Below are 19,079 nucleotides of genomic sequence, written 5' to 3'. Positions count from 1 at the left end.
GCGTATCTTTTACTTACCACATTTTGTCTGTATGAAACAGGCACTATGCGCCAAGTAAAGAAGGGTATAACCACCTCCATTCTCGTCCGTAAGCGGGTTGTCGTGTGTTGATCGGGAAATAAAGATGTAATAAAAAATTATGCAGACCGTCTAAAAAGATAAGGAGTGGGCTTCAACATCCATTCTACCTGTGGCTCAATCAGAGGTCGTGTTGCAGTTCGAACCCAAGGCATGGTCAACAGACAGCACAGACCTGCAGCACACACTAGAATCAACAGGACTTCCACAGGGGTATCTATATATTCGTAAACTCCTTTTGCCACAACGGTACGGACGATTAAGCCATGGAGCAAAAAGACATATAATGTACGCCGTCCCATCTCGGTTATACGTCCTGTGACGGTTGGAACAAAGCTTAGAAACGCCAGAGATGCTATCCATTGAACTCCATAAATGCCGATACGGTAAATCCCTGCGTACCATTCGGTATGGCCCAGTTCACCATAAGTCATGTTGCCATACAGCCAGCCAGCCGGGATGCCAAAATAGGACGTTCCCGCCAGTACCATTAACAGAAGAGATACAATGCCGGCGATTATACGGACGGGTGTTGTGAAGAAGCGGCGAATGTCCACATATTTCAAATGATAGCCTGCTACAAAGTAAGGAAGATAAACAAAGGTTCTGCATACGCTTAGCCATATGCCGTCTACGGGAAGATATCCGACAAGGATCCCCAGTAGCACGGATATACCCAACTGGACGACAGGTGGAATCTTCTGAAAAGACAGCATCAGCAGTCTCCAACAGATGTGACTTGCGAGAAACCAGAGTAACAGATAAGGTGCAAAAAAAGAATGATGGATATGGGGAACGTGGAAGATTACGATATCCAAAATGGAATAAAGGGATTGAAAAATCAAATATTGCATACCGATCTGAAGCAGAACTTTTTGTCCTGCGAGACCTGTCAAAGATGTTTTGGCAAAGTAGCCTGTAACGAGTACAAATAACGGCATATGAAACATGAATATCCAGCTAAACCACTGTTGGGCAAGCTGAAGTGAAGCGACTAATGGCTCCAAAGCGTTTCCTGCAAATACGCATATAATCAACAGAAATCGCAAATTGAGAAAGAAGCTTTCCCCTTGTACATCATGGCTTGTCGTCATGTGTCTCCCTCCGAACGGCTTCTGCCGACTAAACTATTTAAAAAATAATCTTTACAAGGAACAAGGTACGATACTCAGGACCTTAACATTGTGATTTTATTCACATTAGTAAGCGTTATCATATCCTTTTTATATGGCGAAAGCTTGAACAGACGATAAAGATGGGCTTACGCCTGGAAACATGTGCTCATTTGACCCTGTATGTGCAACGATGTTACCCTAACAAGGTTATAGTTATGCTAAACGAATACAGCGAAACCTTTTACATTCAAGCTAAGAATCACGAGGTACGAAAGGCGAAAGGAACTTTTATAATGAGAAGAAGAACAAGAAGATCATACAATGCTTATGGGACACGCGGTTCTCGGAAAATATGGAAAATTCTTTTAGGTTTCCTGATTGTCATTGTGCTATTTGCCGGTTGGGGAGCCTGGAAGGTATTTACGCCCTACCAGCCTGATGAGGCGGCTGCTGCTGCATTAGCCGACATAGCGGATACTGTGAAAGTAAATGAGCAAGAGCACTGGATAAGTTTTGAGCCTGCCAAGAGAAGCGGAGCAGGCGTCATTTTGTACCCAGGGGCGTTGGTTAAGCCCGAAAGTTATGCGCCCTTGGCACGCCTTCTGGCAGAAAAGGGTCATCATGTGATCATTGGAAAAATGCCACTGAACCTAGCCTTGATCTCTCCGGATTTGGCGAATGAAGTGCTAAAGGCGTATCCCCAAGAAGCATTTGTTATTGGCGGCCATTCGTTAGGTGGTGTGATGGCTGCCCGATACGCAGCTGCACATTCTGATCAGGTCAAAGGTGTATTTTTCCTTGCTTCCTATCCGGATAACAAGGGTAATTTAAAGGATAAAAATCTGCCAGTGATTTCTTTACTAGGAAGTGATGATGGGGTCATTCAGATGGAAAATGTCCAAAGCGGGAGAACTTATTTACCCGCCAACACGCTGTATTTTACAGTCGAAGGGGGGAACCATGCCCAATTTGGCAGTTACGGTGCCCAGAAAGGGGATAATCCCGCGCAAATTAGTGCCGTTGAGCAATGGAACCAAACGGTAGCTGCTTTACAGGACTGGATGAAAGAAAGTGTAGATTCAGCTTCTAAGAACCCGTAAAGGAGGTATGATGCATGTCTGAGCTGATCGTGCAGGGAATGCGGTATCCATGCCGTGGCATCTTATTTGATAAAGATGGCACGTTGCTGGATTTTATTCAGTTGTGGGGCCCTTGGGCTCGTTCTATACTGGATATGATGGAGCAGCATCTGGCTGTAGCGGGAGCCGGTTTCACGATGGAAAAAGGCGACGTTCTAGGCACTGTTCACGATCAGGAGGGACGCGTGATTGGTTACGATCCTTCTGGCCCGCTGGCGATGGGGACGGTAGACGAAAGCACGGGTGTACTGGCTTGGCAGCTTTATACTGCGGGTATACCGTGGAATGAAGCTGTGCAGCTTGTTCGAGAATTTAATAAAACAGCGATGGCTGACGTCCGCCGACAGCGGGCAGCAAAGGTGTTCCCGGGGCTACGGACCTTATTGGAACAAAGTCGCCGCGCCGGAATGAAGCTGGCGGTTGTGACCTCTGATAGTACAGAGGCTGCACAAGAGCATTTGGAATGGATGGGGCTAACACCCTATTTTGATGTGATCATCGGACATGATAGGGTTACATACGGCAAACCTGACCCGGAAATGGCTGAAAAAGCTTGCGAGTTACTAGGGCTATCGCCGTTGGACGTGGTAGTGATCGGAGACAGTAATGGGGATATGCAGATGGGCAAGCGTGCCGGAGTAAGGTTAGCCATTGGATTTGCGCCTGAACCGGAACGTTCCAGACATTTGCTGGATGCGGATAAGGTTGTTCGTGGATATGAAGAGCTGGAGGTGCGTAGAGCATGAAAGAAAATACGTTGGTCGAATGGATACAGGAATCGCAGAATATTGTTTTTTTTGGCGGAGCAGGGACATCAACGGAAAGCGGTATACCAGATTTTCGTTCGGCAGCAGGCTTGTATCAGAGTGAGGAAAAATTGCCTTATTCCCCTGAGGTTATGCTTAGCCGCTCTTTTTTTGTGAAGCATCCTGAAGTCTTTTTCGACTTCTATCGCGGTAAAATGCTGCATCCCGAGGCGAAGCCGAACGGCTGTCATCATTTCCTTGCGTCTTTGGAAAAGCAGGGCCGTCTTAAAGCGGTTGTGACGCAAAATATTGACGGATTACATCAGGCAGCAGGCAGCGTAAATGTACTGGAGCTTCACGGCTCGGTACATCGCAACTACTGTATGGAATGTGGATGCTTTTACAGTCTGGATGAAGTGATGAGCAGCTCCGAGGTTGTACCTAAATGTCCGGTAGATGGAGGAATTATCAAACCGGATGTTGTTTTATATGAAGAGGAATTGAATCACGACACCCTTATTCAATCCATTCAAGCCATTTCTGAAGCAGATTTGCTGTTAATTGGAGGGACGTCACTGACAGTCCATCCTGCGGCAGGCTTGATTACTTATTTTCGCGGTAAACATACGGTGCTGCTAAATACAGATCCCACCTCATATGATCACAAGGCGGATCTTTTGCTCACTGAACCGATCGGTAAGGTTATGGAAAAACTCGCTCATCAATTGGGCTTGTAATCGTTTTCTTGTCAATGCCCGGATAAAAGCGCTATGATGATGTTGTGATGGACATAACAATGTTTCGAGAGAGGCTGTGATAGCATGGTTTATTTAGCTGGCGAAGATCGTTATGAAAGTATGAAATATAACCGTACCGGCAGATCGGGTCTTAAGCTGCCCGCTATTTCGCTGGGCTTGTGGCACAACTTCGGCGGAATTAACAACGCAGAGAATGGTCGCAGCATGATTACTCGCTCCTTTGATCTGGGCATTACGCATTTTGATTTAGCTAACAACTATGGTCCTCCTGCAGGCTCAGCCGAGGAATTTTTCGGACAAGTGTTAGCCAGTGATATGAAACCGTACCGGGATGAGCTGGTCATCTCTACTAAAGCGGGTTACCATATGTGGGCAGGTCCTTATGGCGACTGGGGATCTCGCAAGTATATGATATCCAGCCTGGATCAGAGTTTGAAGCGAATGGGGCTGGACTATGTCGATATATTCTACTCGCATCGATTCGATCCCAATACGCCGCTGGAAGAAACGATGGGAGCACTGGATCATATCGTACGTTCGGGTAAAGCGCTGTATGTGGGTGTGTCTAATTATAGTGCAGAGCAAACGGCCGAAGCAGCTCGCATTTTGAAGGAGCTTGGAACACCCATGTTGATCCATCAGCCGAGATACTCTTTGCTTGACCGCTGGATTGAAAATGGATTGCAAGATGTACTGGATGAAAACGGGATAGGCAGCATTGCCTTTTGTCCACTGGCTCAGGGACTGCTGACCAACAAATATTTGAACGGAATTCCCGAGGATTCACGCGCAGCAAGCACATCGGTTTTCCTGAATGAGAACCATGTGACACCAGAAACGCTGCGCAAGGTGCGCGCTTTGAATCAGATGGCTGCTGCACGTGGTCAAAGTTTGGCTCAATTCTCACTGGCATGGGCCCTACGCGGTGAACGTCTGACCTCTGTCCTGATTGGGGCTAGCCGTGTAAGCCAAATTGAAGAAAATGTTAAAGCTCTATCTAATCTGGAGTTTTCACAGGAGGAGCTGGATCGGATTGATTCGATCCTGAATGCCGGGCACGGACAAGACGGTGGCACAGCCTAATGACAAAAGATAACCTGGAGTCATTAACCTAATTCACATACTCTTGTATGATATATTACTTAACAGCCCGCATTCGTTTGAAGAATGCGGGCTGTTTGCGTCATGGCTGGGAGCTAGGGAAGCCTGTTAAAGCTTACTTTACGAGTGTGGATACTGCTTAACCTTGCTCCGGTACTCGGTTGGAGACTGACCGCAGAAGCGTTTGAATTGACGTGAGAAATATAAAGCATCAGTTAATCCGACAGAAGCAGCCACTTGCTCAACCGACAGTTCAGGACGCTCACGCAGCAGTTGACGTGATTTGTCAATCCGTAGCTTAAGCAGATAGGTGACGGGGGAGACACCCGTTTCCTTTTTGAATATTCGTGATAAGTATGCACGATTATAACCAAGCCCTTCAGACATTTGCTCAATGGAAACAGGGTGTGCATACTGAGTGGACATATATTGGACCATTTGTTTGACTGTGCGTCGAATTTGCGAATCAGTTCCGGACGGATCGGCCCAGTCACTCAGGTAATTGCTTGCTTCTCCCATAATCAGGTACAAATAGCCTAATGCTGAAAGGTGAGAGCTAGATTTTCTGCTGTAAAAGGCCAATTGCATTTGCTCCAGATAACCGGGAATGGGACTTTGATCGGCAGCATGGAAAACAGGTTGATGTACACGCAGTCCTGCCTCTTGCACAACTTGCTCCGTATGGTGTCCAGTAAAGGCAGACCAACGATAACGCCACGGTTCCTCTTCATCAGAGGTATAGCTCACCAGTTGACCTGGATGAATAAGAAAAAAATCGTTTTTTTTAAGCTGATACGTATGCTGTTCTGTTCGAAAGATACCTTTGCCTGACTCCACAAAGTGAAGCAGATAATAATCATAGATTTTCGGTCCCACAGCATGACCAGATTTGGTTTGGCTCTCTCCTGCAAAAAGCACATGCAGCGGGCTATTTTCATAAAACACCGGATTAGATGCGACAGCATAACTATATGAATACGCTTGCAAAATAGGGTCATCCTTCCTGCATTTGTGAATAGTTTAGTAGATGCGTTATACTTACATTGTACATATCCAAGTCACATTTATCCATAGCTTAAACACATGGATGCATTACATTGGGTGACGCTTTCATTTATACTGAACTCATAAGAGATGTCAACCTGATTAAGGTATTACAGGGAAATCAGGGAGACTTTTACTAACGGTGAATGAGGTGGATGCGGATATGAACTCTACTGAATTAAAGAAACATTTTATTGAAAAATATGGTGAAAGCAGCAATGAACTGCTGATATTTCATGCACCTGGGCGTGTTAACCTCATTGGAGAGCATATCGACTATAATGGTGGTTATGTACTCCCGGCTGCGCTGGAATTTGGTACGACGCTGATCCTTCGTGCACGCAATGATGATCAAATTCATTTTGCTTCCACAAACCTGTCGTATGAAGTGTCGATCCCCCGCACAGAGATAGGTAAAAGCAAGACGGATGAGTGGGTGGACTATCCGGTGGGTGTGCTGGTGGAGTTGGCTGAAAAGGGAGTTTACCCATCTAGAGGATACGACTTGCTCTATCATGGAGAAATCCCGAACGGAGCCGGATTATCTTCCTCAGCCTCGATTGAGGTCGTGACAGGCTACGCGTTTCTGACTACCGAGAAGCAAAAAACCGACACAGTCGAAATTGCTTTGTTATCCCAGCGGGCTGAAAACAACTACGTGGGTGTCAATTGCGGCATCATGGACCAGTTCGCTGTAGCGAACGGAGCGGCTGATCATGCAATCCTGCTGATGTGCGATACGCTGGAGTACCGCAGAGTGCCATTCCGCACGGGGTCTTACAAGCTCGTAATCGGCAACACAAACAAGCGCCGCGGATTGGTGGATTCAGCCTATAACGAGCGTCGCAGTCAATGTGCCGAAGCACTGTCCATTTTGCAGCAGCAGGAGCCGTCACTGGAGTATCTGGCACAACTGGATGAAGCTCGGTTTGGAGAGCTTCAGCATCATATTGCAGATGAAACCGTGCGCCGCCGGGCACAGCATGTGGTGGAGGAAAACGCTCGTGTGCTGGCCTCAGTCGATGCTCTCGCAGCGAATGAACTTGCAGCTTTCGGTCAGTTGATGAACGCCTCGCATGATTCACTACGCGACTTGTATGAAGTCAGCTGTACTGAGCTTGATGTCATGGTCGAAGAAGCACGACGCATTCCGGGCACGCTGGGTGCTCGTATGACAGGCGCTGGGTTTGGAGGTTGTACGGTTTCATTGGTTCATGAGGACGATGTGGAACGTTTTGTGAAGGAAGTTGGAGAAGCTTATCAGACCCGTACAGGGCTGGAAGCCAGCTTTTATGTATGCAAGGCAGGGGACGGAGTTAAAGAACTGAAGGAGGACGAATAACATGGCCATTTTAGTCACAGGCGGAGCTGGATATATCGGTTCACATACCGTAGCAGAATTGTTGGATCTTGGAGAAGAAGTTGTTGTATTGGACAATTTGCAAACTGGACACAAAGGAGCATTGCTTGGAGGCAAGTTGTATGAAGGGGATTTGAGGGATAAAGAACTTCTGTCCAAACTGTTCTCTGAAAACAATATTGACGCCGTTATTCATTTTGCAGCCAACTCGCTGGTTGGGGAAAGTATGCAAAATCCAGGAAAATATTATGACAACAACGTATTTGGCACGTTGAGCTTGCTGGAGGCGATGAAAGATGCCGGCGTAAGCAAGATCGTATTTTCCTCTACTGCGGCTACCTATGGCGAACCGGAAAAGGTGCCGATTGAAGAAGGCGACCGGACTGAGCCAACCAACGTGTATGGTGAAACAAAGCTGATGATGGAGCGCATGATGTCCTGGTTTGATAAAGTATTAGGCATCAAATACGTATCCTTACGGTATTTTAATGCGGCTGGTGCCCATGAAAGCGGCAAGATCGGTGAAGATCACCGACCAGAAAGCCATCTGATCCCATTGGTGCTCCAGACAGCATTGAAACAGCGTTCGCATATCGCTGTGTTTGGCGAGGATTATGCCACACCGGATGGAACGTGTGTCCGTGATTACATTCATGTAAGTGATCTTGCGGATGCTCATGTGCGTGCAGTAAATTACTTGCGTGAGGGTAATGAGAGCAACGTATTCAACCTTGGCAACGGACAGGGCTTCTCGGTGAAGGAAGTGATTGAAACGGCACGCAAGGTCACTGGGCTCGACATTCCAGTTGTTGTTGAACCTCGCCGTGCAGGCGACCCAGCGATATTGGTTGCATCGTCTGACAAGGCCCGTTCGGTACTGGGCTGGAGCCCAAAACGTACTCAACTGGAGGATATTATTAGCGGAGCATGGGGATGGCATCAGTCGCACCCTCAAGGCTACGGCGACGAATAGACAGGAGACGATGACATATGAGCGAGCGCCAATCCGTAGATAAAGGCCAAAACCAGGAACTTTCCCGGCCTCTGGTCCATGACATCGACGAAGCTGTACAGCAATCGGCTCTATATGCGGTGGAACAGCTGGTTGCATTCGCACAGAAGAGGGGCTTGATCGGTCCGCAAGATACAGATTACAGTCGTAATCTGCTTTTAGAGCAGTTCGGGTTTTCGGAACCTTACTCCGGTGGGGAAGCAGGGGGCATGATTGCCCCCGAAGCTCTCCAGCCTGTGCTTAATGTATTGATCGATTATGGTTTTGCTATTGGGCTTATTCCTGAAAACACGGATACGTATCGTGATTTGCTGGATTCCAAAATCATGGGTTTGCTTATGGCGAGACCGTCTGAAGTTATCCGTAACTTTCATCAAACGGAGGCAGCACATGGGATAGAGGCGGCTACAGATGCTTTTTATCAATTATCCATCAATTCAAACTACATTCGTATGGATCGGGTAGCCAGCAATGTGTACTGGAATCAGGCAACACCTTATGGTGATATGGAAATTACGATTAATCTGTCCAAGCCAGAAAAAAGCCCTAAGGAAATTGCCATGGCGAAGCTTTTGCCGCCGCCTGTTTACCCCAAATGTCAATTGTGCCGTGAAAACGTTGGATATGCCGGAAGGGTAAATCATCCATCCCGTCAAAATTTGCGTATCATACCGGTCGAATTGAATGGGGAACCGTGGTTCTTTCAATATTCACCCTATGTGTATTACAACGAGCATTGCATTGTATTTCATCACGATCATGTACCGATGAAGCTTACAAAGGATACGCTGCGGCGGTTGCTGGCCTTTACGAAAGCGTTTCCGCACTATTTCATTGGCTCTAACGCGGACCTGCCCATTGTCGGTGGGTCGATCCTGACTCACGATCATTTTCAGGGTGGTCGTCATACATTCCCGATTGAAAAAGCGGGTGTGGACGACGTATACCATAATGAAGCATTTCCGCAGGTTACGGCAGGGATTGTAAACTGGCCCATGTCGGTCATTCGTTTCACGTCAACAGATGCCGAGGCACTATTGAAGGCGGGAAATGCTGCTTTTGAAGCTTGGAAGGCGTATAGTGATCCAGAGGTAGACGTTCTCTCTCATACCGAATCGGAGGGGGAAACGATTCCGCATAATACAGTAACGCCGATTGTACGCCGGGATTCCGAAGGAAGATATCAGATGGATCTCGTACTGCGCAACAACCGAACGAGTGAAGAGTACCCGGAAGGTATTTTTCATCCCCATCGCGAGATGCATCATATCAAAAAGGAAAATATCGGTCTGATCGAAGTGATGGGACTTGCCATCCTACCGGGACGACTCAAAGATGAGCTGGATGGAATTGCTGATATTTTGTGTGGGAACGATGAATTGGCCGTGGCTATGCAGCAAGAAGGACATCCACTGTTTAAACATGCAGACTGGATTTACCAGTTGAATACCCGGTTTGGTCGTCTGTCTGACAAGGAGACGGCTGTTCGTACCGTTCAAAATGAGGTTGGACTGAAATTCAGTGAAATTTTGGAGCATGCAGGAGTATATAAACGGAATCCATCCGGTCAGCAGGCGTTTGGTCGCTTTATGAAACGATTGGGATACACCTTGGGAGAATAATGTAGCTTTAGACTGCACATAATACAATACGAGAACCCTCCCAAGATGTGAATGTAACCATACTCCTTAAGGAGTATGGTTTTTTTTCTGAAATGAATGCAATTTGTTTCCTGTAACCGTAAAGGTTATAATAGAGTAGTTTCTTAACATTAAACTTTAGAAATATTGGAGGCGAGCGTTTGCGATGAAAGCATTCGAATTTTATAATCCTACACAATTGATCTTCGGTAAAGGACAATTGGAGGCTCTCAAGCGTGAAGTTCCTAAATACGGAAAACGTGTATTGCTTGTATATGGCGGCGGCAGTATTAAGCGCAGCGGTTTGTACGATAATGTAATAAAATTGCTTAGTGAAATCGGTGCAGAGGTAACCGAACTGGCTGGTGTAGAACCAAATCCACGCTTGTCTACAGTACATAAAGGCGTTGAATTGTGTAAAACCAACCAGATCGACCTTGTATTGGCTGTAGGCGGTGGCAGTGTACTGGATTGCTCCAAAGCTATTGCTGTTGGTGCAAAATATGATGGCGATATGTGGGATTTTGCAGAGCGTAAAGCAACTCCACAAGCAGCCTTGCCATTAGGTACGGTTTTGACTATGGCGGCAACCGGTTCTGAAATGAACGCAGGTTCTGTAATTACAAACGAAAAAACACAGGAAAAATTGGGATGGGGTAGTGTACATGCGTTTCCTGCTTTCTCCATTCTTGATCCGGTGAACACATACTCTCTGCCCAAAAATCAAACTGTCTACGGAATTGTGGATATGATGTCACATACGCTGGAGCATTATTTCCATTTGGAATCCAATACTCCGGTTCAACTGGGCTGGTGTGAAACGATTTTGCGCACAGTGATAGATGCGGCTCCAGGACTGGTCAACGATCTGGAAAACTATGAGCTGCGTGAAACGATTATGTATTGTGGTACGATGGCACTGAACGGTTTCCTGAACATGGGACTGGCAGGTGATTGGGCTACTCATAATATTGAGCATGCTGTGTCTGCTGTTTATGATATCCCACACGGTGGAGGACTGGCTATTTTGTTCCCGAACTGGATGAAACACAATCTGCATGTCAAGCCTGAACGCTTCAAGCAACTGGCAGTGAATGTGTTCCACGTAAACCCAGAAGGTAAAAGTGATGAAGAAGTAGCGTTGGAAGGTATTCAGGCGTTGCGTGATTTCTGGAACTCGATTGGTGCACCAAGCCGTCTGGCTGATTACGATATTGATGCGTCCAAAATTGACGTAATGGCTGATAAAGCTGTGAAATTTGGACCTTTTGGTGGCTTTAACAAGCTCAATCGCGAAGATGTAGTTGAAATTTACAAAGCATCCCTGTAAACGATCTTCGAAGCTCTGTAGGCACGTTTGTACGTCATTAGACGTACGAACGTGCTTTTTTGGGTTTAAGTTGAGATATAAGAGGAAAATTTTGAAACTTTTTAAGGTTGAATACGTAAACATAGTTATAGACTGGAAACCAGGCTGAAAAGGTACATGGAAGGAGGAGTCGTATGGAAACCTTATTTTGGTGGTTGTTGGCAGGAGGCGCAATCTTTACTGTGGTCAGTGTGTTGATCGGGGATGTACTCGGTAGCTGGCTGCATGGGGCATTGGAGCTACCGGGACTTGATTGGTTTAGACCTGTCGTTCTGCTTGGGGCTTTGACTGCTTTTGGCGGAGCTGGGGTACTACTTACAAAGTATACCGGGTTGAACATGGGCTGGGTCGTTGTGCTAGCTTTAGGGATTGCATTTGTGATTGGAGTGCTAGTATTTTTTGCATTTATCAAGCCCATGGCCAATTCAGAGGTATCCAGCGGCTTCTCAATGCGTGAACTGACTGGCAGAATCGGTGAGGTCACCATTCCTGTACCTGAGGTTGGTTACGGGGAAGTTATGATCCGCTTGGGTGCAGGCAACACCATACATACAGCATCGAGCTTTGATCACAAACCGCTAGCTGCGGGAACCCGTATCGTCGTGGTTGAGGTCGCAGAGGGCGTCGTCCGCGTAGCGTACCTGGACACATAGACGGCGCATTCGCTTAACTTGAAGGGAGCGTGATCGGGAGTGTCAAATTTGCAGGATATTGTGTTGGTCCCTGGAATTGTTGTCATTGTTATCGTCATATTAGGGATCGCTTTTTGGGCCCGTTATAAAACGGTAGGACCGGATGAAGGAATGATTGTGACCGGTTCTTTTCTGGGGAATAAAAATATTTCCGAGGATGAATCAGGCCGCAAGATTAAAATTGTACGTGGTGGCGGGGCCTTCATATGGCCCATTTTCCAGCAGTCCGAATTTATTTCTCTGTTATCTCACAAATTGGACGTAACCACACCGGAAGTATATACAGAGCAGGGAGTGCCCGTCATCGCGGATGGTGTGGCAATTATCAAGGTCGGCAGTTCCATCGAGGATGTAGCCACAGCAGCCGAACAGTTCATCGGAAAGCCGCTGGAAGCTCTTAGAGGAGAGGCTCAGGAAGTGCTGGAGGGACATTTGCGGGCAATCCTCGGCTCCATGACAGTGGAGGAAGTATACCGTAATCGGGATCGGTTTGCGCAGGAAGTGCAAGGCGTAGCTGCTCGCGATCTGAAAAAGATGGGTTTGCAGATCGTCTCTTTCACCATCAAAGATGTACGTGATAAACATGGATATCTGGATGCGCTCGGTAAGCCGAGAATTGCTGCTGTGAAACGGGATGCAGAGATTGCAGAAGCCGAGGCTGTGCGGGATGCCCGAATTCAGAAGGCGCAGGCAGAACAGGAAGGTCAGAAGGCCGAACTGCTGCGGGATACGAATATCGCCGAGGCAGCCAAGGAGAAGGAACTGAAAGTGGCTTCGTTTAAGAAAGAACAGGATACAGCCAGGGCGGAAGCCGATCAGGCTTATCACATTCAGGAGGCCCGTGCCAAGCAGACTGCTGTCGAGGAACAGATGAAGGTCGAGTTGGTACGTAAGGAACGGGAGATTGATATTCAAGCCAAGGAAATACAGGTACGTGAAAAGCAATATGATGCGGAAGTGAAGAAGAAGGCGGAAGCGGATCGATATGCGGTAGAACAAGCGGCGGAAGCCGACAAAGCGCGTAAAATGCGTGAGGCGGAATCGCTGCAATACTCGATTGAAACACAGGCTAAAGCGTCAGCTGAACAAAAACGTCTGAACGGGCAAGCAGAAGCGGATGCAGAACGGGCCAAGGGTACGGCAGATGCGGACGTCATCCGTTTGCGTGGTCTCGCGGAAGCCGAGGCCAAGGAAAAATTGGCAGAGGCTTTCCAGAAGTTTGGAGAGGCCGCTGTGCTCGATATTATCGTGAAAATGCTGCCGGATTTGGCTGGACGCATTGCCGAACCGATAGCATCCATTGATAAACTGACTGTTGTGGATACAGGTAAAGGGGAAGGAGCAACGCGTGTCAGCAATTATGTCACAGAACTGATGGCAACGGCTCCCGAGATGCTTAAAAGTGTATCGGGTATCGATGTAGAGCAGTTGATCAAGGGACTAACCACTGGAAAAAAAAGCATTCATCCCGTACCCTCCTCCGATGATGCAAACAAGCTGCACCATCCAACCCCGGTTGAGGTAGCACTAACGGATAAAGAATAACGATAAGCCTTTGGGAAGTAAAACTTTCAGAACCCAAAAGACCGCTTTTCATCACAGCATTTCCTGGAAAATGTGATGAAAAGCGTTTTCTTTTTATTGACCTTTAGCGGAATATTTGGTACTTTAACGTGGATTCCTCTGAGCTTCATGCTATAATTCTTAGGATCAAGGTTCTGATAAAAGAGGTGCGGATGTGAGCAGCCTAAAAGTGGCCAAAGCGCTGAATAACAATGTGATTATAGGGATGCATCCCGAGCATGATGAGGTTGTCGTGATTGGAAAAGGAATCGGTTTCAATCGCAAACCCGGCGATCTAATGCCGTTGGATTCAGTTGAAAAATTATTTATATTAAAAAGCCATGAAGAGCAGGAGCAATACAAACGATTGCTTCCTGAGCTGGATGAAAAGCTCATTGAGGTCATCGGTGAGGTGCTTCATCTTGTTCAGCTTCAAGCCAAAAAGCCTCTTAATGAGCACATATTGATTGCTTTAACCGACCATATTGCGTTTTCCATTAATCGTCATAAACAGGGGATTACGATTCATAATCCATTCTTGTATGAAACTAGGGAAATATATCCCCAGGAATACAAGATGGCTGAGCAAGCTGTTGCTTTAATCAAGGATAAGATGGGCGTGGATCTGGGAGAAGATGAAATCGGATTCGTAGCTCTGCATATTTATAGCGCGATGACAAACCAGCATATCTCCGAGGTTAGGAAAGATTCTCGTCTGATTGCTGACATGGTTCAGGTCGTCGAGACGACGCTGGATTACCGAATTCCTCTCCAATCCCTTGATTATTCTCGTCTGTTGACCCATCTGAGATTTGCGATTGAACGTGTACGTCGAGGAGAGATTGTGCAGGAGATTTACCGATTGGACAAGCTTTTGAACGAAGAATACCCAGAAATGTATATGCTAGCTTGGAAACTTACGAAGATTATGGAGAAGAGGCTGCGAAAACCAGTGTATCCAGCTGAAGTTAGCTATTTGACGATGCATCTGCAGCGTTTGTCCCAGCGCAAGGAGCAAGGAGATAACAAACCGTGATAAAACCTGAATAAAAAAGTATTGCCTCGCATTTAGCGTGGTGCTATAATCAATTCTGCAATGAGGAAGACAACAACTAAACATTTAACGTGTTACTGATTCGATCAGGCATGAGTTGCTTTAAGTTATGATTGTTTACAGCCTACTGGGGTAAGCTATATCCCAAGGTTGTGTTCAAACATACTTAAATCGGCTCATGCCTTTTTTGTTGTTTTACCTCTCTTCTAAATTTCAGAGAAGGATGTGGAAGGTATGTTTAAAAAGCTTTTCGGCGTTTTACAGCGTGTCGGTAAAGCATTAATGCTTCCTGTAGCCATCTTGCCAGCTGCGGGGCTTTTATTGGGTATCGGCAACATGCTGGTCAATCCTGATTTTCTCCAGTACATTCCGGCATTAAATGCGGGCTGGGTTCAATCGGTAGCGACGATCATGATGAATGCCGGACAAATTGTTTTTGATAATCTGGCGCTGTTGTTTGCAGTCGGCGTAGCCGTCGGTTTGGCGGGTGGCGAAGGTGTAGCAGGTTTGGCTGCGATCATCGGTTACCTCGTAATGAATATTACGCTGGGTACAGCTGTGGGAGTTACACCTGGTCTGATTGCTCAAAAAATACCGGGTTATGCGAATGTGTTGGGTATTCCTACACTTCAAACCGGGGTGTTCGGCGGAATCATCATTGGTATACTGGCCGCTGCTATGTACAATCGCTTTTTCAAAATCGAGCTTCCCTCGTACCTGGGCTTTTTCGCGGGTAAGCGCTTTGTTCCAATTGCAACGGCAGTATCTTCACTGATTGTCGGATTGGCACTGGTCCTGATCTGGCCTCCAGTTCAGCAAGGACTTAATGCAGTATCTCACTTTATGGTATACTCCAACCCGACCTTGTCGGCGTTCCTGTTCGGTGTTATCGAACGTGCGCTGATTCCGTTTGGTCTGCACCACATCTGGTACTCACCATTCTGGTTTGAGTTTGGTGAATATGTTAACAAAGCAGGTCAAACCGTTCACGGTGACCAGCAGATCTTCTTTAGTCAGCTTCGCGACGGCGTAGCACTGACAGCAAGTACGTTCCAAGTAGGTAAGTTCCCATTCATGATGTTCGGATTACCAGCAGCAGCACTTGCGATGTATCATGAAGCAAGACCGGAACACAAAAAATATGTAGCAGGTATCATGGGTTCAGCTGCATTGACTTCGTTCCTGACAGGTATTACGGAGCCACTGGAGTTTTCCTTCCTGTTCGTAGCTCCATTGCTGTTCGCAGTACACTGTGTATTTGCAGGTTTGTCATTTATGACGATGCAAATTTTGAATGTTAAAATCGGTATGACGTTCTCTGGTGGATTTATTGACTTCCTGATTTTCGGGATTATTCCAACCCGTACGCCATGGTGGTATGTAATTATCGTCGGTCTGATTTTGGCGGTTATTTACTACTTCGGTTTCCGATTCATCATACGGAAGTTCAACTTGAAAACACCAGGACGTGAAGAAGCTACAGAAAATGTGGATGGTGCAGCAAGCGGTAGCAGTGATGAGCTTCCACATAACATTTTGGCTGCCTTCGGTGGTTCATCGAATATCAAGCATCTGGATGCATGTATTACACGTCTTCGGATCGAAGTTAATGAGAAATCAAACGTTGACAAAGCTCGTCTGAAACAACTGGGCGCATCGGGTGTCCTTGAAGTGGGTAACAATGTACAGGCGATCTTCGGTACTCGTTCCGATACGATTAAAACTCAAATGGCTGATATCATGGCAGGACGTACACCTGCACCTGCTCCTTCAGAGCCAGCTCCACAGGAGGAAAAGGAAGCCGGAGAACAAAAGCAAACGATTGTTGTAGAAGATATCGTAATGCCAGTTAACGGTGAATTGGTTGACATCTCGACCGTTCCCGATCCGGTCTTTGCAGAACGCATGACAGGTGACGGCTTTGCGGTAGTGCCAAATGATGGAACCATTGTTTCCCCTGTCTATGGTAAAGTATTCAATGTATTCCCAAGCAAGCATGCGGTGGGTATTCAATCCGATGGTGGTAAAGAAGTGCTTGTTCATATCGGGGTAAATACAGTGAAGCTTAAAGGCCAAGGATTTGACGTTTTGGTGAACGAAGGCGATCTTGTGTCAGCCGGTCAGCCTATCATGAAAGTAGACCTGGAATATGTAAAGGCCAACGCTAAATCCATCATTTCACCTGTCATTTTCACCAACCTTCCAGAAGGTTCTTCGGTAACTTTAAACAAAACTGGAGTATTGAAGGCTGGCGAAGATGGTATAATTACGATAAAATAAACTCTATGTGTTTCGGTTTAGTTGATGAGGCGGCTTAGGCCGCCTGGTCATCTGTCCGGTATACTGCGTGTAAACAAATATTATCTTTAGGAAAGTGGGAGGAACAAATTATGCAAACAACTTTTAGAATCACGGATGAAGACGGTATCCATGCACGTCCTGCAACTGCGCTGGTAAATACAGCTAACAAATTCAGCGGTGCTGAATCTTTCGCTGAAGCTAACGGTAAAAAAGTAACTTTGAAATCCATTCTGGGTGTATTGTCTCTGGGTCTGGAACAAGGTGATACTATTAACATTATCTGCGAAGGCGCTGAAGCTGCTGAAGCATTGAAAGCTCTTGAAAATGTAATCGTTAACGAAGGGCTGGGCGAAGTTCATGCTTAAAATTTCCGGGATTGCCGCTTCGGCAGGCATAGCCATTGCCCGGGCGTTTATCTTGGAGCATCCGAATTACGCTGTAGAGAGACGCGCGGTTGGTGATGTTGAAGCTGAAATCGCAAGATTGGATGCGGCTTTGGCTGAATCTCAAACCGAATTGGAATCGATTAAGGAGAAAACACTTCGGGAGCTAGGTGAGAAGAAGGCAGAAATTTTTGCATCTCACCTGCTGATCCTGAACGATCCTGAATTGATCGATCCGGTTAAAGCTAAAATCAGAGACGAGCAGCTCAATGCTGACTATGCTTTGGATGAAGTAGCTACACAGTTTATTTCCATGTTTGAAAACATGAAAAGTGCGTATTTGCAAGAACGCGCATCGGACATGCGTGATGTAACCAAACGGGTGCTCAATCATCTGCTTGGTGTTCATTTTGTCAGCCCTGCAGAAATTGCCGAAGAAACAATTGTACTTGCAGAAGATTTGACACCTTCCGATACAGCTCAGCTGAACCGTGAATTTGTTAAAGGCTTTGCAACAAACATCGGCGGACGCACTTCGCACTCGGCTATTATGGCTCGTTCATTAGAAATTCCTGCTGTTGTAGGAACAAAAAATATATTGTCTCAAGCGAAAAGCGGAGATTTGATTATCGTCGATGGTCTGGATGGTCATGTATTCGTGAATCCTACCGAAGAAATTGTTGCGGAATACCGCGCTAAACAGGTAGCCTATGACAAGCAACGCGAAGAGTGGCGCAAGCTGCGTGGCGAAGCTACGGTTTCCGTTGATGGTGTTCATGTCGAACTGGCAGCCAATATTGGTACGCCTAACGATGTAGCTGGTGTTCTGGACAACGGTGGTGAAGGCGTCGGCTTGTACCGTACGGAGTTCTTGTACATGGGACGCGACAAGCTCCCATCCGAAGAAGTACAGTACACTGCTTACAAAACCGTTCTGGAAAAAATGGAAGGTAAGCCAGTTGTAGTCCGTACTTTGGACATCGGTGGCGACAAAGAACTTCCTTATCTGGATCTGCCAAAAGAAATGAACCCGTTCCTCGGATTCCGCGCGATTCGTCTGTGTCTGGATCGCCAGGATATTTTCCGCACTCAATTGCGTGCTTTGTTGCGTGCAAGCGTGCATGGTAATTTGCGCATTATGTTCCCAATGATTGCTACGCTGAACGAATTCCGTGAAGCGAAAGCTGTTTTGTTGGAAGAAAAAGAAAAGTTGGTAGCCGAGGGTGTAGCCGTATCTGAAGAAATTCAGTTGGGCATCATGGTTGAAATTCCTTCTACTGCAGTATTGGCTGACCAATTTGCAAAAGAAGTGGATTTCTTCAGTATCGGTACTAACGATCTGATTCAATACACAATGGCAGCGGATCGAATGAACGAACGAGTATCTTACCTGTATCAACCATACAATCCATCCATTCTGCGTCTGGTGAAAATGGTTATTGATGCCGCTCACCGTGAAGGACGTTGGGTTGGTATGTGCGGTGAAATGGCAGGAGACGCAACAGCAATTCCGTTGCTGCTGGGTCTGGGACTTGATGAGTTCAGCATGAGCGCAACTTCCATTCTGCCAGCACGTAGCCAAATTTCCAAATTGTCCCGTGCAGACATGGAGAAATTGGCTGCAAAAGCTCTGGATATGCAAACAGCTGAGCAAGTTGTTGAATTGGTTCAAAGCATCGAAGCATAAGGAAGGGTATCACATTTTCAAAGGTTATATCTTTTTC

16 protein-coding genes are annotated in these 19,079 nt (G+C 46.6%); 14 read left to right on the top strand and 2 right to left on the bottom strand.

All coding sequences use genetic code 11. The annotated features are described in order from the left end of the window. Positions 1–137: 137 nt before the first annotated feature. Positions 138–1,172, bottom strand: a complete 1,035-nt coding sequence (locus tag FKV70_RS14390) for an acyltransferase family protein (protein WP_142613273.1) — start codon at positions 1,170–1,172, stop codon at positions 138–140. A gap of 314 nt (positions 1,173–1,486) precedes the next feature. On the opposite strand from FKV70_RS14390, the gene FKV70_RS14385 reads away from it, so the two are divergent. From FKV70_RS14385 to mgrA, 4 genes are all read left to right on the top strand, one after another. Then, entirely contained in the window at positions 1,487–2,293 is an 807-nt protein-coding gene (locus tag FKV70_RS14385; RefSeq protein ID WP_142613272.1) for an alpha/beta fold hydrolase, read from the top strand. A gap of 14 nt (positions 2,294–2,307) precedes the next feature. Beyond that, on the top strand, positions 2,308–3,078 hold the full coding sequence (locus FKV70_RS14380; protein ID WP_142613271.1) for an HAD family hydrolase: 771 nt from the start codon (positions 2,308–2,310) through the stop codon (positions 3,076–3,078). Continuing rightward, the gene (locus tag FKV70_RS14375; RefSeq protein WP_142613270.1) at positions 3,075–3,815 is read left to right on the top strand and encodes an NAD-dependent protein deacylase; all 741 of its coding nucleotides are present in this window, start codon (positions 3,075–3,077) and stop codon (positions 3,813–3,815) included. Before FKV70_RS14380 ends, FKV70_RS14375 begins: the two co-directional genes overlap by 4 nt. An 84-nt stretch (positions 3,816–3,899) precedes the next feature. Further along, positions 3,900–4,919: an L-glyceraldehyde 3-phosphate reductase gene (gene mgrA, locus FKV70_RS14370; RefSeq protein WP_064796841.1), complete on the top strand. Its 1,020-nt coding sequence runs from the start codon at positions 3,900–3,902 to the stop codon at positions 4,917–4,919. A gap of 138 nt (positions 4,920–5,057) precedes the next feature. Here mgrA and FKV70_RS14365 read toward each other — a convergent pair whose 3' ends face one another. Then, on the bottom strand, positions 5,058–5,924 hold the full coding sequence (locus tag FKV70_RS14365; RefSeq protein WP_142613269.1) for an AraC family transcriptional regulator: 867 nt from the start codon (positions 5,922–5,924) through the stop codon (positions 5,058–5,060). Positions 5,925–6,144: 220 nt separating this feature from the next. Here FKV70_RS14365 and FKV70_RS14360 point away from each other — a divergent pair, with 220 nt between their 5' ends. The 10 genes from FKV70_RS14360 (at position 6,145) to ptsP (ending at position 19,042) form a co-directional block, all read left to right on the top strand. After that, positions 6,145–7,323, top strand: coding sequence for a galactokinase (locus FKV70_RS14360; RefSeq protein WP_142613318.1), 1,179 nt, complete (start codon positions 6,145–6,147; stop codon positions 7,321–7,323). 1 nt (position 7,324) lies between these two features. Further along, entirely contained in the window at positions 7,325–8,314 is a 990-nt protein-coding gene (gene galE / locus FKV70_RS14355; RefSeq protein WP_063212050.1) for a UDP-glucose 4-epimerase GalE, read from the top strand. A gap of 17 nt (positions 8,315–8,331) precedes the next feature. After that, the gene (locus tag FKV70_RS14350; RefSeq protein WP_142613268.1) at positions 8,332–9,975 is read left to right on the top strand and encodes a UDP-glucose--hexose-1-phosphate uridylyltransferase; all 1,644 of its coding nucleotides are present in this window, start codon (positions 8,332–8,334) and stop codon (positions 9,973–9,975) included. Between the two features lie 184 nt (positions 9,976–10,159). Continuing rightward, complete coding sequence (locus tag FKV70_RS14345; protein ID WP_142613267.1) at positions 10,160–11,323, top strand: iron-containing alcohol dehydrogenase; 1,164 nt, start codon at positions 10,160–10,162, stop codon at positions 11,321–11,323. A gap of 173 nt (positions 11,324–11,496) precedes the next feature. Beyond that, on the top strand, positions 11,497–12,015 hold the full coding sequence (locus tag FKV70_RS14340) for an NfeD family membrane protein (RefSeq protein WP_142613266.1): 519 nt from the start codon (positions 11,497–11,499) through the stop codon (positions 12,013–12,015). A gap of 48 nt (positions 12,016–12,063) precedes the next feature. After that, complete coding sequence (locus FKV70_RS14335; protein WP_142613317.1) at positions 12,064–13,599, top strand: flotillin family protein; 1,536 nt, start codon at positions 12,064–12,066, stop codon at positions 13,597–13,599. Between the two features lie 193 nt (positions 13,600–13,792). Then, positions 13,793–14,653, top strand: coding sequence for a glucose PTS transporter transcription antiterminator GlcT (glcT, locus tag FKV70_RS14330; RefSeq protein WP_063212055.1), 861 nt, complete (start codon positions 13,793–13,795; stop codon positions 14,651–14,653). A gap of 252 nt (positions 14,654–14,905) precedes the next feature. After that, positions 14,906–16,951 carry a glucose-specific PTS transporter subunit IIBC gene (gene ptsG, locus FKV70_RS14325; RefSeq protein ID WP_025676128.1) on the top strand — a complete coding sequence of 682 codons (2,046 nt, stop codon included), beginning with the start codon at positions 14,906–14,908 and terminating at the stop codon, positions 16,949–16,951. A 110-nt stretch (positions 16,952–17,061) separates the two neighbouring features. Further along, positions 17,062–17,337, top strand: a complete 276-nt coding sequence (locus FKV70_RS14320; protein WP_013372579.1) for an HPr family phosphocarrier protein — start codon at positions 17,062–17,064, stop codon at positions 17,335–17,337. After that, positions 17,330–19,042 carry a phosphoenolpyruvate--protein phosphotransferase gene (ptsP, locus tag FKV70_RS14315; protein WP_063212056.1) on the top strand — a complete coding sequence of 571 codons (1,713 nt, stop codon included), beginning with the start codon at positions 17,330–17,332 and terminating at the stop codon, positions 19,040–19,042. Before FKV70_RS14320 ends, ptsP begins: the two co-directional genes overlap by 8 nt. Positions 19,043–19,079: the final 37 nt, after the last annotated feature.

The organism is Paenibacillus ottowii (assembly GCF_006874425.1).
GTDB classification, from domain to species: domain Bacteria; phylum Bacillota; class Bacilli; order Paenibacillales; family Paenibacillaceae; genus Paenibacillus; species Paenibacillus ottowii.
This window is presented reverse-complemented; position numbering and strand designations above follow the sequence as displayed.

Excerpts from the sequence above, each read along its gene's own strand:
- FKV70_RS14390 (WP_142613273.1), bottom strand. The coding sequence starts at position 1,172 with ATGACGACAAGCCATGATGTACAAGGGGAAAGCTTCTTTCTCAATTTG.
- FKV70_RS14320 (WP_013372579.1), top strand. The coding sequence starts at position 17,062 with ATGCAAACAACTTTTAGAATCACGGATGAAGACGGTATCCATGCACGT.
- ptsG (WP_025676128.1), top strand. The coding sequence starts at position 14,906 with ATGTTTAAAAAGCTTTTCGGCGTTTTACAGCGTGTCGGTAAAGCATTA.
- FKV70_RS14375 (WP_142613270.1), top strand. The coding sequence starts at position 3,075 with ATGAAAGAAAATACGTTGGTCGAATGGATACAGGAATCGCAGAATATT.
- FKV70_RS14340 (WP_142613266.1), top strand. The coding sequence starts at position 11,497 with ATGGAAACCTTATTTTGGTGGTTGTTGGCAGGAGGCGCAATCTTTACT.
- FKV70_RS14385 (WP_142613272.1), top strand. The coding sequence starts at position 1,487 with ATGAGAAGAAGAACAAGAAGATCATACAATGCTTATGGGACACGCGGT.
- FKV70_RS14380 (WP_142613271.1), top strand. The coding sequence starts at position 2,308 with ATGTCTGAGCTGATCGTGCAGGGAATGCGGTATCCATGCCGTGGCATC.
- FKV70_RS14350 (WP_142613268.1), top strand. The coding sequence starts at position 8,332 with ATGAGCGAGCGCCAATCCGTAGATAAAGGCCAAAACCAGGAACTTTCC.
- mgrA (WP_064796841.1), top strand. The coding sequence starts at position 3,900 with ATGGTTTATTTAGCTGGCGAAGATCGTTATGAAAGTATGAAATATAAC.
- galE (WP_063212050.1), top strand. The coding sequence starts at position 7,325 with ATGGCCATTTTAGTCACAGGCGGAGCTGGATATATCGGTTCACATACC.
- ptsP (WP_063212056.1), top strand. The coding sequence starts at position 17,330 with ATGCTTAAAATTTCCGGGATTGCCGCTTCGGCAGGCATAGCCATTGCC.
- FKV70_RS14360 (WP_142613318.1), top strand. The coding sequence starts at position 6,145 with ATGAACTCTACTGAATTAAAGAAACATTTTATTGAAAAATATGGTGAA.
- FKV70_RS14345 (WP_142613267.1), top strand. The coding sequence starts at position 10,160 with ATGAAAGCATTCGAATTTTATAATCCTACACAATTGATCTTCGGTAAA.